The 15,627-nt window shown below is 72.6% G+C and carries 15 protein-coding genes and 1 riboswitch; of the genes, 2 read left to right on the forward strand and 13 right to left on the reverse strand.

Going from position 1 to position 15,627, the window contains the following annotated elements; all coding sequences use genetic code 11:
* The first annotated feature begins 27 nt into the window (after window positions 1–27).
* Complete coding sequence (locus OHA89_RS07525; protein ID WP_266613717.1) at window positions 28–948, forward strand: transketolase family protein; 921 nt, start codon at window positions 28–30, stop codon at window positions 946–948.
* A gap of 183 nt (window positions 949–1,131) precedes the next feature.
* Here the strand turns inward: OHA89_RS07525 and OHA89_RS07530 are convergent, their stop codons facing one another.
* From OHA89_RS07530 to OHA89_RS07570, 9 genes are all read right to left on the reverse strand, one after another.
* On the reverse strand, window positions 1,132–1,524 hold the full coding sequence (locus OHA89_RS07530; protein WP_266613719.1) for an MmcQ/YjbR family DNA-binding protein: 393 nt from the start codon (window positions 1,522–1,524) through the stop codon (window positions 1,132–1,134).
* Window positions 1,525–1,617: 93 nt separating this feature from the next.
* Entirely contained in the window at window positions 1,618–2,169 is a 552-nt protein-coding gene (locus OHA89_RS07535; protein WP_266613721.1) for a GAF domain-containing protein, read from the reverse strand.
* Window positions 2,166–2,786, reverse strand: coding sequence for an ATP/GTP-binding protein (locus tag OHA89_RS07540; protein WP_266613723.1), 621 nt, complete (start codon window positions 2,784–2,786; stop codon window positions 2,166–2,168). The genes OHA89_RS07535 and OHA89_RS07540 overlap by 4 nt, the downstream gene beginning before the upstream one ends.
* Window positions 2,764–3,177, reverse strand: a complete 414-nt coding sequence (locus tag OHA89_RS07545) for a DUF742 domain-containing protein (RefSeq protein WP_266613725.1) — start codon at window positions 3,175–3,177, stop codon at window positions 2,764–2,766. The genes OHA89_RS07540 and OHA89_RS07545 overlap by 23 nt, the downstream gene beginning before the upstream one ends.
* Window positions 3,174–3,608, reverse strand: a complete 435-nt coding sequence (locus tag OHA89_RS07550) for a roadblock/LC7 domain-containing protein (protein ID WP_266615312.1) — start codon at window positions 3,606–3,608, stop codon at window positions 3,174–3,176. Before OHA89_RS07550 ends, OHA89_RS07545 begins: the two co-directional genes overlap by 4 nt.
* A 35-nt stretch (window positions 3,609–3,643) precedes the next feature.
* A complete protein-coding gene (locus OHA89_RS07555; protein WP_406365730.1) occupies window positions 3,644–5,485 on the reverse strand; it encodes an ATP-binding protein in 1,842 nt (613 codons plus the stop codon).
* A gap of 293 nt (window positions 5,486–5,778) precedes the next feature.
* Entirely contained in the window at window positions 5,779–6,978 is a 1,200-nt protein-coding gene (locus tag OHA89_RS07560) for an MBL fold metallo-hydrolase (protein ID WP_266613728.1), read from the reverse strand.
* A 132-nt stretch (window positions 6,979–7,110) separates the two neighbouring features.
* Window positions 7,111–7,896 (reverse strand): SGNH/GDSL hydrolase family protein, encoded by a 786-nt coding sequence (locus tag OHA89_RS07565; protein ID WP_215144456.1) that lies wholly within the window; start codon window positions 7,894–7,896, stop codon window positions 7,111–7,113.
* A gap of 172 nt (window positions 7,897–8,068) precedes the next feature.
* Window positions 8,069–9,040 carry a LysM peptidoglycan-binding domain-containing M23 family metallopeptidase gene (locus OHA89_RS07570; RefSeq protein WP_406365733.1) on the reverse strand — a complete coding sequence of 324 codons (972 nt, stop codon included), beginning with the start codon at window positions 9,038–9,040 and terminating at the stop codon, window positions 8,069–8,071.
* 4 nt (window positions 9,041–9,044) lie between these two features.
* Window positions 9,045–9,242: riboswitch (cyclic di-AMP (ydaO/yuaA leader) on the reverse strand.
* Window positions 9,243–9,534: 292 nt separating this feature from the next.
* Here OHA89_RS07570 and OHA89_RS07575 point away from each other — a divergent pair.
* Window positions 9,535–10,326, forward strand: a complete 792-nt coding sequence (locus OHA89_RS07575) for a tyrosine-protein phosphatase (RefSeq protein ID WP_257553350.1) — start codon at window positions 9,535–9,537, stop codon at window positions 10,324–10,326.
* 34 nt (window positions 10,327–10,360) lie between these two features.
* Here OHA89_RS07575 and OHA89_RS07580 read toward each other — a convergent pair whose 3' ends face one another.
* Genes OHA89_RS07580 through shc form a run of 4 tightly spaced genes read right to left on the reverse strand, consistent with a single transcriptional unit; the run spans window position 10,361 to window position 15,511 of the window.
* A complete protein-coding gene (locus OHA89_RS07580) occupies window positions 10,361–11,776 on the reverse strand; it encodes an aspartate aminotransferase family protein (RefSeq protein ID WP_266613730.1) in 1,416 nt (471 codons plus the stop codon).
* Window positions 11,773–12,804 (reverse strand): adenosyl-hopene transferase HpnH, encoded by a 1,032-nt coding sequence (hpnH, locus tag OHA89_RS07585; protein ID WP_215144464.1) that lies wholly within the window; start codon window positions 12,802–12,804, stop codon window positions 11,773–11,775. Before hpnH ends, OHA89_RS07580 begins: the two co-directional genes overlap by 4 nt.
* Before the next feature lie 5 nt (window positions 12,805–12,809).
* Window positions 12,810–13,472, reverse strand: a complete 663-nt coding sequence (locus OHA89_RS07590; protein WP_266613731.1) for a 1-hydroxy-2-methyl-2-butenyl 4-diphosphate reductase — start codon at window positions 13,470–13,472, stop codon at window positions 12,810–12,812.
* The gene (gene shc, locus OHA89_RS07595) at window positions 13,472–15,511 is read right to left on the reverse strand and encodes a squalene--hopene cyclase (RefSeq protein ID WP_406365735.1); all 2,040 of its coding nucleotides are present in this window, start codon (window positions 15,509–15,511) and stop codon (window positions 13,472–13,474) included. Before shc ends, OHA89_RS07590 begins: the two co-directional genes overlap by 1 nt.
* Window positions 15,512–15,627: the final 116 nt, after the last annotated feature.

A 15,627-nucleotide genomic window follows, 5' to 3' on the forward strand; every position in this document is an offset into this window, starting at 1 on the left:
AGAAGCAGTAGGGGAGCCGAGATTTACATGGACACCATGCGGGAACGATTCATCTCCGTCACGTCACGCCTGCTCGACGAGGATCCGCGGCTGGCCCTCGTACTCGCCGAGATCAGCATGGACGGGTTCCTCCCCGCCCAGCGGCGCCACCCGGACCGGGTGATCAACGTCGGGATCCGGGAACAGCTGCTCGTCGGCGTCGGCGGCGGCCTTGCCCTCACCGGCATGCGGCCGGTCGTGCACACCTTCGCCAGCTTCCTCGTGGAGCGGCCGTTCGAGCAGGTCAAGCTGGACTTCGGACACCAGGGCACGGGGGGCGTCCTCGTCAGCGCGAGCGCCAGTTACGACTGGCCGGCCGGCGGGTTCACGCACATGGCGCCGGGCGACGTGGCGCTGCTGGACACCCTCGACGGCTGGACCGTCCACGTCCCCGGACACCCCGACGAGGCGGAGGCGCTGCTGCGGCACGCCTACGCCGCCGGGGACGACAAGGTCTACGTCCGGCTCTCCCAGCAGTCGAACGCCGCGCCGCGCCCGGTGGAAGGCCTGCGGTTCCAGACCGTACGGGAGGGACGCGCCGGCGTGGTGGTCGCCGTCGGCCCGCTGCTGGACAACGTCCTCGCGGCGACCGAGGGCCTGGACCTGACCGTGCTGTACGCCCCCACCGTGCGTCCCTTCGACGGGGCGACGCTGCGCGCGGCCGCCTGGAGCGCCGGGAGCGCCGCCACGGCCGATGTGGTCCTCGTCGAGCCGTACCTCGCCGGCACCTCCACGACCGCCGCGAACGACGCCCTGGCCGACACGCCCCACCGGGTGCTGGGCCTGGGCGTGGGCCGCGCCGAGCTGCGCCGCTACGGCACGATCGACGAGCACACCGCGGCCCACGGCCTGGACCCACGGTCCCTGCGCGACCGCATCACCGGCTTCCTGCGTCTGCCGGTGCGATAGCCGGTGGAAACGCGGGCCGCGCCGATGGCAGGCTCGCCCGCATGCCGCCCGGGCCGGCTGCTGGTCCACTGGAACGGGGTGCTGCGCGAGGTGGCGGCGATGCCGGCGGAGGCCTGGAACCGCTCTCGAATCCTGTCCTCGTCATCGCCGCGACGGCGGCGCGGTCTCCGTGCCGCCGTGCGCTCAGCCCTCGCCGGCCTCGCCGCCCACGTCACCCGTGCCCCCGTCGGCCAGTTCCGGATGGGCCGCCGCCAGCCGTTTCGGGGCCGCCTGTATCCAGGAGTCGATCAGGATCGAGCGCAGCTCCGCCCCGTCCTCCACCGCCTCCAGCCGGACCCGCAGCCAGGCGTAGTTGTCGTCGTGGCCCTCGCGTATGAAGAACTTCTCCGGCTCCGCCGCGATCAGCTCGGCCCGGTCCTCCTTGGGGCACTTCACCCCGATCGAGGTGTCGTCATCACCCAGCGCGGCGAAGATCTTTCCGCCCACCCGGAAGGTCGGCATGCCCCAGGCCGGCTTCTCGCTGCTGTCCGGAAGCGACAGCGCGATCGTACGGACGTCCTGCGCGGTGGTGCCCATGCCACGACCCCTCTCCGGCCATCGGTGACCCCTCGTCCACGACCGTAGACCCCGCCACTGACATCCGCCGGGCCGCCGCGTCGCCGCGCCGGGCTACGCCGTCTGCCGCCGGTCCTCCCGGGCATGGAGGAGCTCCACCAGTTCCGCCGCCAGCGACTTCACCTTCGCGAGGCCCTCCGTGCCCCACCGGCGCGGCACCACGTCCACCCCGCACACCGTGCCCAGTACGATCCCCCGCCGGTCCGTCAGCGGCGCGCCCACGTACGAGCGCACTCCGCTCTCGTCCACCACCGCGTTGCCCGCGAAGCGCGCGAAGTCCCGTACGTCCTCGAGCACCAGCGCCCGGCGCCGCACCACCACGTGCGGGCAGTAACCGTGGTCGCGGGCCAGCACCCGCGCCGGGTACGTGCTCGCCGGGGCCTCCGCCGCATGGTGCAGCCCGGCGAAGAACTGCCGTTCCTCGCCGATGAAGTTGACCCCCGCGTACGGCGCGGCCAGCACGTCCGCGACGCGCCGGGCGAAGGCGTCCAGTTCGGCGTCCACCCGCTCGCCCAGGCCCAGTTCCCGCAGCCGGACGGCGCGCGCGGGCGCCTCCCGGTCCACGGGCGTGAGCAGCAGGTGTCCGGTCGATTCGTAGTACGTCATGACGGTTCCCCCGACTCCGAAGACGAAGAGCTGACTGTGGCCGTGCACAGGAGATGACGGACGAGGGCGGCCAGCGTCCCCGTCCCGGAGCTGGTCAGGCGCGCGTCGCACCGTACGACGGGCACCTCGGGCCCCAGCCCCACCGCTTCGCGGACCTCGTCGGGCCCGTAGCGGTGACCGCCGTCGAACTCGTTGACGGCGACGATGAAACCGATCCCGCGCCGCTCGAAGAAGTCCACCGCGGGGAAGCAGTCGTCGAGGCGGCGGGTGTCGGCGAGCACCACCGCCCCGAGCGCGCCGGCGCACAGCTCCTCCCACAGGAACCAGAAGCGGTGCTGCCCGGGCGTCCCGAAGAGGTAGAGCACGTGCCGCTGGTCCAGCGTGATGCGGCCGAAGTCCAGCGCGACCGTCGTGGTGCTCTTGGCCTCGACCCCGTCCAGCGGGTCCGCGGCCTCGCTGAGGTCGCTCAGCAGCTCCTCCGTGCTCAGCGGCTCGATCTCGCTCACCGCGCCCACGAAGGTGGTCTTGCCCGCCCCGAAACCGCCCGCGACCAGGATCTTCAGCGTCGCGGGAGCGGAACCGGGGGCGGGTGCGTCACAGCCGTTTGTGTAGGCCATCGAGCACCGCCCGGAGAAGGGACTGGTCATCGGCGGCGAACGACCCGCCGCCCGGGAACCGCGGCGCCTGCGCCATGACGGCCCCGTGTTCCATCAGATCGGACAAGAGCACCTTCACCACCACCGCGGGCAGCCGCAGTTGCCCGGCCACCTCGGCGACCGTGACCGCCGCGGCGCCCGCGCACAGCCGGAGGGCGAGCGTGTGCTCCGCCCCCATCGGTACGCGCGGCCGCACCCCGGTCGCGGTCACCAGCGAGAGCAGGTCGAGGGCGAAACCCGGCCGGGTCCGCCCGCCACTGGCGGTGTACGGGCGCATCACCCGGCCCGCCGAGTCGTCGAGCCAGGGTGTGTCCCGCCCCTTCGCGTACGCCCCCGTCGCGCGGCCCCTCATCGCTCCGGGTCGGCGACGGGCCGCCGCGGCGGGGCAGCCAGGTACGGCCGCACGCTCTTGACCAGCATCGCCATCTCGTAGCCGAGCACCCCGGCGTCGGCCTCGCGGTCGGCGAGGACCGCCAGGCAGGTACCCGAACCGGCGGCCGACACGAAGACGAGCGCGGTGTCGAGTTCGACGACGACCTGACGGACCTCCGCGCCGTTCCCGAAGCGGGATCCGGCGCTGCGCCCCAGCGAGTAGAGCCCGGAGGCCAGCGCCGCCATGTGGTCGGCGCTGTCGGGGTCCATGCCGTGCACGCAGGTCACCAGGCCGTCGGCGGTGAGCAGCACGGCGCTGCGCGTGTACGGGACGCGTTGCACCAGGCCGCTGAGCAGCCAGTCCAGGTCCGAGAGCCGACCGCCGGTCGTCGTCGCCACTTCGCCGCCCATGGGGGTGCGCTCCTTGCTGAGGTGAGGGGTCGGGGTCATACCTGGTTCTCCGACTGGGCGAGGCCGAAGCCCCGTTGGAAGGCGGCCATCAGGCCCGGGTCGTGTACGGGTTGCTCGGTGTCCGGGGCCCGCCGCGGAGCGGGGGCCTCGCGCAGCTGGGGCGCGAGGTGCTGCTGGGCCCGGCGGCGCGGCAGCTGCGGCCGGTCCGCGGCCTCGGGCTCGGACGGCACGGGCTGGGCTTCGGCCCCGGCCGCCGCCCCGGCCCGAGTGCCGGTCCCGGCCGGGGCTGCGGCTGCGGGCTCAGGCCCGGGCGCCGGCTCGGCCCACCGCTCGGGGAGGGCCGCCGCTGAAGCCGTGGCCCCGTCCCCGGCTCGGGGCGCGGGCAGCGGCACGGCCGCGCCTGCGGGCCGCTGCCCGGGGCCTGGGCCTGGGACGGCGACGGCTTCAGGCCCAGGCCCGGACGCGGGCCAGTGACCGGGCCCGGCCGGCCCCGGGACAGCCCCCGGGGCGGCCGCGGGCCAGTCCTCCGGCAGGGGCTCGGCCGGTTCCGGCCGCGGCAGGTTCACCCGTACGGGCTCCAGCGGCGGCGGTGGCACCGGCGGCATCGGCATCGGCGCCGCCTGCCCGGTCCCCCACGAGGTGGCGCGGGAGCCCCCCGCCGCATCGGCGGCGCTCGGCCCCTCCACGCCCAGCAGCTCCTGCGGCAGCACCAGCACGGCGAGCACCCCGCCGTAGATGTTGGACTTGAGCTCGACGGCGATCCCGTGCCGACGGGCCAGCGCCGAGACGACGAACAGCCCGATCCGCCCGTCCGCCAGCAGATCCCGGACGCTGATCTGGTCGGGGTCGCCGAGCAGGGCGTTCATCCGGCGCTGTTCCTCCGCCGGCATGCCCAGCCCCCGGTCCTCCACCTCCACCGCGATCCCGGCGGTGACCCGTTCGGCGCGCAGCACCACGTCGGTGTCGGGGGCGGAGAACACCGTGGCGTTCTCGACCAGTTCGGCCAGCAGGTGCACCACATCGGCGACGGCATGGCCGCGTACGCTGCCGCCCGCCGGGGGGACGACCTTGACCCGGGTGTACTGCTCGACCTCCGCGACCGAGGAGCGGAGCACCTCGCTCAGGTCGATGGGCCGGGTCCACTGGCGCCGGGAGGCGGCGCCGCCGAGCACGGCGAGGTTCTCGGCGTGGCGGCGGATGCGGGTGGCGAGGTGGTCGACGTGGAAGAGCTCCTTGAGCAGGTCCGGGTCCTCGACCGTGTCCTCCAGCTCGTCCAGCAGCGAGATCTCGCGGTGGACGAGGGACTGCAGGCGGCGCGCGAGGTTGACGAAGACCTCGACCTTCCGCTCGCTGTCGGACGGGGTGGCCGGGCCGGCCAGCCGTACGAGGGTCTCGTGGGCCTGTTCGCGGGCGCCGCGCAGCTCCTGGGAGAGCAGCCAGAACTCGTCCACCCCCGCCGGGTCGGCGCCGGCCGGGGGCCCGGTCGGGCCGCCGCGCACCGGGCGGGGCGGGGCCTCGCCGCGCTCCAGCCGGTCTGCGGCGCCGCGCAGCTCCTGGCGGCCGCGCACGCTGGAACGGCGCAGCGCCTCGCACCGGTCCCGTACGGCCTTGGCGGCGCGCTGGGCGCCGAGCAGGGCAGCGGCGAGGGCTGCGACGAAAAGGAGGGCGCAGCCGGTGAGCACAGGCCAGAGCCGGGCGTCCCGGTCCCCGGCTCCCCCGCCGAGCTGGAGGGTGAAGATGACCGCGGCGGTGCCGCTGAGCCCGGCGGCGAGCGTGGGCAGTACGGCGGCCCGGACCAGCTGGGGGCGTGTCTGCCGGCCGGGACCGGTGACGGCGTGTCTCGACGGGGCGTGGCGGGCGGCGCGGAGTCCGGACATCGGCGTCCTCGGTACGTGGGGCCCGGCCCCCAGCGATCCCGGGGCCCGGTGTTGATCACCGAATACCCACGCTAGACCGCACCGTCCCGCCCCGGACGTCCAGTTGGGGAAGTTCGCGGGGGTGCTTCCCGCTCCCGGTGGAGCGCTCGCACAACCGCCCGAATCCCCCGGGTCGCCTCCGGCGTGGATCCGGCGTGATCCCAACCTGGATCCGGCGTGATCCCGGCGTGGGTCCGCCGTGGATCCGGCGGCCCGAGCCCCGCGGACCTCCGCCGCCACCGGGCCGCCGGGGCTCAGGAACCGACGGCTTCCGGCTCCTCGCGGATCACGCCCGTCGCCCGGGCCGCGGCGACCGCGGCGACGGACACCTCCGGTGCGGCGTGGCCGCCCACCACGAACGGCCGCCACCACGGCTGGTCCGGAAGACCTGCGGTGCCCGGCTCGAAGGGCTGGCCCGGGATCGGCAGGGCGATCGCGGCTCCGACCCCCTCCGCCGCGGTGACGGTTCCCTCGCCCGGCTCGTCCCACGGGTGGGGGGCCAGGTTGAAGGTGCCCCAGTGGATCGGCAGCATCGTGCCGTGCGGGGTGCCGCCCTGGAGGTCGAGGTGGGCGCGCAAGCCCTCCTCGGGCGTCATGTGGATGTCGGGCCAGTACTCGGAGTAGGCGCCGATCTGGATCATCGTGGCGTCGAAGGGCCCGTGCTCGGCGCCGATCTCCTTGAAACCGGGGAAGTAGCCGGTGTCCCCGCTGTGGTAGATCCGGTGCTCGTCCCCCGCGACGACCCAGGAGGCCCACAGGGTGTGCTGCTGGTTGCGCAGCCCGCGTCCGCAGAAGTGCCGGGCGGGGGTCGCGGTGAGCGTGAGCCCGGCGATCTTGGTGGTCTCGTTCCAGTCCAGCTCGCGCAGCCGGTCGGCCGGGACGCCCCAGCGCTCCAGGTGCGCGCCGACTCCCAGCGGGACCGCGAAGAGCGTGTCCGTACCGGCCAGCTCCTTGATCGTCGGCAGGTCGAGGTGGTCGTAGTGGTCGTGCGAGATGACCACGACGTCGACCGGGCCCAGCGAGGCCAGCGGCACGGGCACGGGGTGCAGCCGCTTGGGCCCGGCGAAGGGAAAGGGCGAGCACCGCTCGCCCCACACCGGGTCGAACAGCACGCGTCGCCCGTCGATCTCCGCGAGCACGCTGGAGTGCCCCATCCAGGTGAGCCGCAGTCCGCTCGCGGGCGGTTTCGCCAGCTCCGCGAGGGTCGTCGGGTACACGGGGATCGGCGCGCCGGGGATGCGCCGGACCCGCTGCTCCCGGTGGAAGTAGATCTTGGCGAACTCGGTCATCGACCCCGAGGGCCTGGTCCGGGCCCCGAGCGGGTTCTTGAAGACGCCGTCGGCGAAGTTCGGCGAGCGGTGGATCCGCTCCAGCCGGGCGCCGGACGGGTCCGCGCCGAAGGCTTCGGGCCGCAGGGCACGCAGCCGGGGACGCAGGGGACGGGAGCCGGTCAAGGCGCCTCCTGGGAGGATGGGGGGTCGGGACGGTCGTCGGTCTACGACCATCCCAACGCACACATACCCCCAAGGATTCCGCTTACGGCCCTCGTTTCCCGTCTGTGGCGCTCCCCCCGCCCGTCGCTCCCCTTACAGGGGCAGCAGGTCCGGCCGCTTCGCCTCGACGTGGTCCCCGGAGGACTCGCCGCGCAGCCGCCGCCCGATCCAGGGCACCAGGTGCTCGCGCGCCCACTGGATGTTGTCCCGGGTCACGTCCACCGAGCCGCGCGGCCGCTGCGGCGGCCACGGCTGGTCGGGGTCGGCGGGCACCTCCAGTCCGAGCACCTGCGCGGCGCGCAGTGCCACCCGCGTGTGCCCCTCGGGCGAGAGGTGCAGCCGGTCGGTGTCCCAGGCCCGCCGGTCCTGTACGGACTTCAGCGACCAGAGGTCGAGCACCGGGCAGTCGTAGCGGTCGGCGATGGCGCGCACGTGCGCGCTGTACGTCGCCACCTTGCCCCGGAGGTGCTTGAGGACCGGCACGCCCCGGGTGTCGAAGCCGGTGGTGATCATGACCAGGCCGACGGCCCCGGTGAGGTCGGCGACGGCGGCCTCGAACCGCTCCGCCACGTCGTCGGGGTCGCTGCCGGGCCGGATGATGTCGTTGCCGCCCGCGCAGAAGGTCACGAGGTCCGGGGCGAGCTCCTTGGCCCGCGGGACCTGCTCGGCCACGATCTGGTCGAGGAGCCGGCCGCGCACGGCCAGGTTCGCGTACCGGAAGTCGTGTTCGTCGCGCCGGTCGGCCAGGAGCACGGCGAGCCGGTCCGCCCAGCCGAGATAGGAATCCCCGGGTCCCGGGTCCCCCACGCCCTCGGTGAAGCTGTCCCCGATCGCCGCGTACGAGCCGATGGTCTTGAGTGTCGTCGTCGTCGCTGCCACGAAACGACATCCTTCACCCGAGCACACGACCTACGCCAACGTAAGCAGGGGTTGACGGACCGTGATCTATACCACCCGGGGGATAAGGAATAAGTACACATCAGGCCGGGACCCCCCTCGGGCCCCGGCCTGACGTGTGTTCCTGCTCCGGCGGCGGCTGCCGTCGGTTGCGTCAGATGGTGACGCCCTTCGAGCGGAGGTAGTTCACCGGGCTGATGTCCGAGCCGTAGGACTGGGTCGTACGGATCTCGAAGTGGAGGTGCGGGCCGGTCGAGTTGCCGGTGGAGCCGGAGAGACCGATGCTCTGGCCGGCGGTGACGCTCTGGCCCACCGAGACGGACAGCGAGGAGAGGTGGCCGTACTGGGAGTAGTGGCCGTCAGCGTGCTTGATGATGACCTCGTTGCCGTACGCGCCGGCCCAGCCGGACGAGACCACGGTGCCCGCGCCGACGGCCTTGACGGTGGTGCCGGAGCTGGCGATGAAGTCGACGCCGGTGTGGTAACCCGAGGACCACATCGCGCCCGCGACCTTGTACTGGGTGGATATCCCACCGCTGACCGGGGCCACGAATCCGGCGGCACTGGGGGCCTTCGCCCCGGTGGCCGAGCCGCTGCTCTGCGGCTTCTGCTTCGGCTGCTGGACGGGGGCGGGCGCGTCCTGCTCGCCCGAGGAGCCCTCGTCGGAGGCCGAAGAACCGGTCGAGGACCGCTCGGCGGGGGCCGGAGCCGGGGCCGGGGCCGCCTCGGCCGGGGCCTCGGCCTTCGCGCCGAGGGTCAGCTTCAGGCCCGGGTGGATCAGGGAGGGGTTGGTGCCGACGGCCTCGCGGTTGTCGGCGTACAGCTTCTCCCAGCCGCCCGAGAGGTGCCGCTCCGCGGCGATCTTGGAGAGGTAGTCGCCGGGCACGACCGTGTAGACGGCCGGCGCGGCCTGCACGGCGGCGGCGGGCGCGGCCTGGAGCGAGAGCGGGAGCTGCGGGGCGACGGCGGGGACCGTGGCCGGCGCGGCGGCCGGAGCGACGGCCGCGCTGGCGCCGGCGGCACCCATCAGGGGCAGCGCGAGGGCCGCACCACCGGTGCCGGCAACGGCGAGACCGCGGGAAAGGGAACGGGACTTGGGACGACGGTGCTTACCCTTTGCAGGCATGGCGAATTCCTCTCCGTCGCCGGCGAGGTGAGCTGTCGGGTTCGGACTGGAGATGTCCGGACGCACATGTACGGAACATGAACGACTTCACCCCTAGCCGTCCCGGAAGAAAGATCCGGAACAGCGGCTTACCTGGTTCCCCCGCTCCTGCCGCGCGCGTGAATAGTCGGGTGCGGTTTCCGGGAGGCGGCAGGATTAGGCGGTCCACCCGGATCGGTCGCGAACGTAATCGAATCCGGGCACAGGGAACAAGCCATGAATTCCCCAAAGGAATCACCGCGATGAGGAATCGGCGGAATTCCGGTCACCCTCTGTCCATTCCCCACCGTCAACAACCGCCCCGGCCGGGCCATTCGCCCTTCGCGATCAGGCACTCACGGTCACCGTATGATCTGGCTCACGGGGGCACGTCCGATCTCGCCGCCGGATATGGCAAGTTGGCGCCAAGTGGCTCAATTCGGACAGACGCCCCACGACGAAGCGGAGGAGTTCCTTTGACCCAGCGGATACAGGAGCCGGAACTGTCCGGAGTGCGCAATTTCCGCGATGTGGGCGGATTGCCGACTTTCGACGGACGACAGGTCAGGTCGGGACGACTGTTTCGAAGCGGACATCTCGCACATGCCACCGAAACCGATGCAGAGTTCCTCGCATCGCTCGGGCTCCACACCATCTTCGACTTCCGCAACAACGCCGACCACGCCCTGGAGGGGCCGGACGTCGAGCTGCCCGGCGTGCGGAACGTCAACATCCCGCTCTCGGACCCGGCCGACGGCCGGGAGTTCTGGAAGATGGTCCGCGACGGCGGCCTCGATCAGCTCCGCTCGATCCTGGGGGAAGGCAAGGCCGCGGCCCGGATGTCGAACGCGTACCGCGCGATCATCAGGCACCGCACCGCCGAGCACAGCAGGGTGCTGCACGCCCTCGCCGAGGACAGCGTCCCCGCCCTGCTGCACTGCGCGGCCGGCAAGGACCGGGCGGGCCTGTCGATCGCGGTCGTCCTGCTCGCGCTGGGCGTCGAACGCGAGGCGATCGTGGCGGACTACCTGGAGTCGAACGCCCCGCACCGCCGCTACCGGGTGCGCCGCAGCGGCGAGTCGCAGGAGGCCCGCTCCCCCGAGGTGATGGAGCTCCTCGCCCCGCTCTTCGACGCCCGCGCGGAGTACCTGACCACGGCCTTCGACACCATTGACGAGCAGTGGGGCGGACAGGAGCGGTACCTCGCGGAGGGCCTCGGGCTCACGCCCGAGACCCTCGACCGGCTCCGGGGCCGGCTCCTCGCCTGACACCCGCTCGTCCCACCCCTGCCGGAGCAGGCCGTCAACGGTTGCCGACGGCCTGCTTCACCAGGGTCCTGCCGAACTCCCACATCAGCCCCGAGCCGCCGTGCGCCTCGTCCATGACCTCGCGGAAGGCGCCGACGAACCGGTCGACGTCCCGCTCGTCCACGATCAGCGGCGGGATGAGCTTGATCACCTCCAGGTGGTCCCCGGACACCTGGGTGAGGATCCGGTGCTTCTGCAGCAGCGGCACCACGACCATCTGCGCGAAGAGCCCCTTGCGGGCCGCCTGGAGCATGGTCCACCGGCTGCGCAGCCCCAGCGAGGACGGCCGGCCGAACTCGATGCCGATCATCAGCCCGCGCCCGCGCACCTCGTGCAGCAGCTCGTACTCGTCCACCAGGGCCGCGAGCCGCCCGCGCAGAAGATCGCCCATGGCCCGGGCATTGGCGACGACCGCCTCGTCCTCCATGACCGACAGCACCGCCAGTCCGGCCGCCATCGCCTGGGCGTTGGAGCCGAAGCTCGCGGAGTGCACGAGGACCCGGTCCATGGACGAGTAGACCTTCTTGAAGATCCAGTCCTTGCCCAGGGTCGCGCCGACCGGCACGTAGCCGCCCGAGAGCGCCTTGGCCACGCACACCAGGTCCGGCTCCACGCCCGGCTCGTGCTGGTAGGCGTAGAAGTCCCCGGTCCGTCCGAGGCCGGTCTGCACCTCGTCCGCGATCAGCAGCGCCTTGTGGCGGCGCAGCAGTTCCTGCGCCGCGAGCAGGAACCCGGGCGGGGCGCAGAGCACGCCCTTGCCCTGGACCGGCTCGACGACGAAGGCGGCCACGTCGCCCTTCCGGAGCTCCCGCTCCAGGGCACCCAGATCCCCGAGGGTGATCTTCGTGTCGGGCAGCAGCGGCGCGAAACCGTCCCGGAAGCCGCCCTCCCCGTTCACCGAGAGCGACCCCGTCGTGAGCCCGTGGAAGGCGTGGTCGCAGTAGAGGATCCTGGGCCGTCCGGTGGCGTACCGGGCGAACTTCAGGGCCGTCTCCACCGCCTCGGTGCCGCTGTTGCCGAAGAAGACCCGGTCCAGGTGCGGGCTGTACGAGAGCAACTTCTCGGCCAGCAGCCCGGGCAGCGGCTGGCAGTCGAAGCGGGTGAGGTCGGCGAGCTGGGCGTCCAGGACGTCGTGCAGGGCGCGGCGTACCACCGGGTGGTGGCGGCCCAGGCCCATCACCCCGAACCCGGCCAGCATGTCGAGGTAGTCGTTGCCCTCGGCGTCCCAGAAGTGGGCGCCCTCGGCCCGCTCGTAGACCTTGTCGAAGCCGATGGTGTGCAGCATCCGGGGCAGTTGGTGGTTGAGGTGCCTGGAGTGCAGCTCGTACCGCTCGCCGCCGCGCTCGGCCAGCAGGGCGCCGAGGTCGAAGCCCTTGCCCCGGCCGCCCTCCTCCCGTGGCTCCGCGGTCATGCCGAGCTGTCCCGGTTCCCGCCGATCGTCTCCCGGGCCGCCCGCAGGGACTCCTTGAGGGAGCCCATGGTGGCGAGGACGGCGGTGGGCTCGTAGCCGCAGTGCGCCATGCAGTTCGCGCAGCGCGGGTCTTTGCCGCGGCCGTACTTGCTCCAGTCGGTGTCGTCGATGAGTTCCCGGTACGTCGGCACGTAGCCGTCGCTCATCAGATAGCAGGGGCGCTGCCAGCCGAAGAGGGAGTAATTCGGAATGGCCCAGGCCGTGCAGGGGAAATCGGCCTTTCCTTCCAGGAAGTCCAGGAAGAGCGGCGAGTGATTGAGCCGCCAGCGCCTGCGGTTGCCGCCCGCGAAGGCCTTCCTGAAGAGTTCGCGGGTCTGTTCGACGCCCAGGAAGTGCTCCTGGTCGGGGGCCTTTTCGTAGGCGTAGGCGGGCGAGATCATCATCTCGTCCACCTGGAGGTCGTCATTGAGGTAGTTGAGTACCTCGATGATCGTCTGCGGGGTGTCCGTGTTGAAGAAGGTGGAGTTGGTGGTCACCCGGAACCCGCGCTTCTTCGCCTCCTTGATGGCCGCGACGGCCTCGTCGAAGACGCCTTCCTTGGCCACCGACTCGTCGTGCCGTTCGCGCAGTCCGTCGATGTGCACGGCGAAGGCGAAATAGGGGGACGGGGTGAACTTCTCGATCTTCTTGCGCAGGAGCATCGCGTTGGTGCAGAGGAATACATACTTCCGCTTCGCCACCAACTGACGGACGATCTCGTCGATCTGCGGGTGCATCAAGGGCTCGCCACCCGCGATGGACACCATGGGCGCGCCGGACTCCAGCACGGCGCCGACCGCCTGGGCGACCGGCATGCGCTGCTTGAGCACCCCGGCCGGGTGCTGGATCTTCCCGCACCCCTCACAGGCCAGGTTGCAGGCGTAGAGCGGTTCCAGCTCGACGATCAGCGGGAACTTCTCACGCTTGCGGAGCTTCTGTTCGAGCAAATACGTCCCGACCCTGATGGTCTGGCGCAGCGGCATGGCCATCTGGCTCACCTCCTGGGGAGCAGCAAAGAACGGTGCCAGTCATAAAACGCGGGCAGTACGGCACGCAGTACGCGGAAGGCCGATATTCCACCGCGGACCGTGCCGATACGGACGAGCTCATGCTCCGGAGCGTCCACGATCACCCGGACGGCCGCAACCGGGCGTCCTCCCTCCGAGGGGCAGCGGTCGCCCCGGGTGGCGGCCCACAGGGTGGCCGCGGACTCCATGTCGACCGCGATGGCGCCGGTGGCGCGCAGCTGCGCACGCTCCTGGCCGCGGACGACGTGGTCGGATCCGGTCAGTGTGCCGGTGTGCACGGTCCGGCCGGGGACGGCCCGGGCCAGTGCCTCGGCGAGCAGGGCGGTCCCGGTACAGGTGACCGCCCCGTGCGGGTCGCGGGTCTGGTCGGCGACGACCAGGTCGCCGGGGTGCATGCCGGGGACCAGGCCGGCGCAGAATCCGGTGGCGAGGACGGCGGCCCGCTCCATGCCCGGCCGCTCCAGCGCCCGGGCGACGGACCGCTCGGCCGCGCGCGGGCCCATGCCGGTCCGGAGCAGGGCGTGGTCCCCGCGGCCGGCGCTGCGCAGCGCCGTCTGTTCGATGCGCAGCGCGCAGGCCACCAGCAGGGGGTCGGGGTTCCCGGCCCTGTCCCCCCGGAGGGCGGACATCAGGCTTCCCCGGCGGCCGCGAAGGGTTCCCCGTGCAGGTAGCGGCCGAGTGCCGTGAGCGGGAACACCTGCCGGTACAGGTGGTAGTTGATGGAGAAGTCCCAGGGGAAGCCGGTGCCCGTGAAGTGGGGCTCGTCCCAGGAACCGTCCTCGGCCTGGGTCGCCACCAGGTGGGCGATGCCCCGCTCGACGGCCTTGCCGTCCCGCTCGCCCGCCGACAGCAGGGCCATCAGCGCCCACGCCGTCTGCGAGGGGGTGGAGGCCCCCTTCCCGGCCCATGACCGGTCCTTGTAGGAGCGCTGGTCCTCGCCCCACCCGCCGTCCTCGTTCTGTACGGATTCCAGCCAGCGCACGGCCCGCCGGATCGCGGGATGCGCCGGGGCGATGCCGGCCGCGGTGAGGGCCGGGACCACCGACCCGGTGCCGTAGACGTAGTTGGTGCCCCAGCGGCCGAACCAGGCTCCGTCGGGCTCCTGTTCGGCGAGCAGCCAGGCGATGCCGCGCCGGGTCCGCGCGTCACCCGCCTTGCCCTCGAAGGCGAGCATCTCCACCACGTGGGCGGTGACGTCGGCCGAGGGCGGGTCGATGACCTCGCCGAAGTCGCAGAAGGGCAGCCGGTTCGGGAAGGGGCTGGTGTTGTCGGCGTCGAAGGCGCCCCACGCGCCGTTCTTCGACTGCATGCCCAGGTTCCAGGACACCCCGCGGGCGATGGCCGCCTCGACCCGGGCCGGGTCGGGGTGCTTGACGCGGCGCAGCGCGAGGACGACCTCGGCGGTGTCGTCGATGTCGGGGTAGGTGTCGTTGTGGAACTCGAACGCCCAGCCGCCGGGGGCGAGTCCGGGCCGCCGTACCGCCCAGTCCCCGCTGCGCGCGATCTCCTCGCCGAGCATCCAGTCGGCTGCCTTGACCAGCGCCGGGTGGTCGGGGCGCAGGCCCGCGTCGGCCAGGGCGATCGCGGCGAGGCAGGTGTCCCAGACCGGGGACTGGCATGCCTCGATCATCCGGGCGCCGTCCTCGCGCCACACCGCGAACCGGTCGAGGGATTCCAGGCCGGCGCGCATCACCGGGTGCCCGAGGTCGTATCCGAGCAGGTGCAGGGCGATGACCGAGTACACGGCGGGCGGCTGGATGCCGCCCCAGCAGCCGTCGTTCTCCTGCCGTTCGACGATCCAGCGGGCGCCGGCGGCCATGGCCGCCTTGCGCAGCCGGCGCGGGGCGAACCGGCGGTAGACGTGCAGGGCCTTGTCCATCCGCTGGAAGGCGCCGTCCCAACTGGCCAGCGGGGCAAGCCGTTTGGCGGGGTTCGGCACCCGCGCGTCGGCGTGCAGCTCGTTCAGGGCGAAGGGGGCCGGGCGGACCGGGCGCAGCGCGGAGACGATCGTGAGGGGGACGATGGTCTGGCGGGCCCAGCAGCCGAAGTCGTAGATGTTCAGCGGCACCCAGGGCGGCAGGAACACCAGCTCGGGCGGGAGTTCGGGAAGGTGGTCCCAGTCCCACCAGCCGAAGAGCGCCAGCCAGATGCGGGTGAAGACGCGGGCGGCGGCGATCCCGCCGTGGGCCCGGATCCAGGCCGACGCGCGGGCCATGTGCGGGGCGTCCGGCTCGTCTCCGGCGAGGCGCAGGGCCACGTACGCCTCGATGGTGGCGGAGAGTTCGGGCGGCCCGCCGTGGAAGGTGGCCCAGGTGCCGTCGTCCCGCTGCTCGCCGCGGATGAAGAGGGCGGCGGCGCGGGTGGTGGCCTCGTCCCGGATCCCGAGGAACTGACGCAGCAGCAGGTCCTCGGCGTCCATGGTGACGTTGGTCTCCAGGTCGCCCTTCCACCACCCCTCGGGGTCCTGGCGCGCGAGCAGGTGCCTGGTCGCCCGTGCGGCGGCCTCGTACGCCTCCCCCCGGTGGCCGTCCGGCGGTCCGGTCCGGGCCGCGGTGTCCCGCTCCGCGCTGGGCGGTGGCACCGCCGGGTCCGGGCCCGGTCCGGGCCCGGCTTCGATCCTGCTGCCCGCGCCAGCGCTCTCCGCGCTGCCGTCGGTCGTCGCTGTCATGGCTTCCCCTTCGTGCAGTCTGTCCTCTGCTGTGCTGGGGTCTGCCGTCGGCCGGCGCGCTCCCCCTCAGTCGGGGGTGGCGACGCCGGCCGGCGACTCGCGAGTCATATCCGCTT

Origin of the sequence: Streptomyces sp. NBC_01546, assembly GCF_045208355.1 — a bacterium.
Lineage (GTDB): Bacteria > Actinomycetota > Actinomycetes > Streptomycetales > Streptomycetaceae > Streptomyces.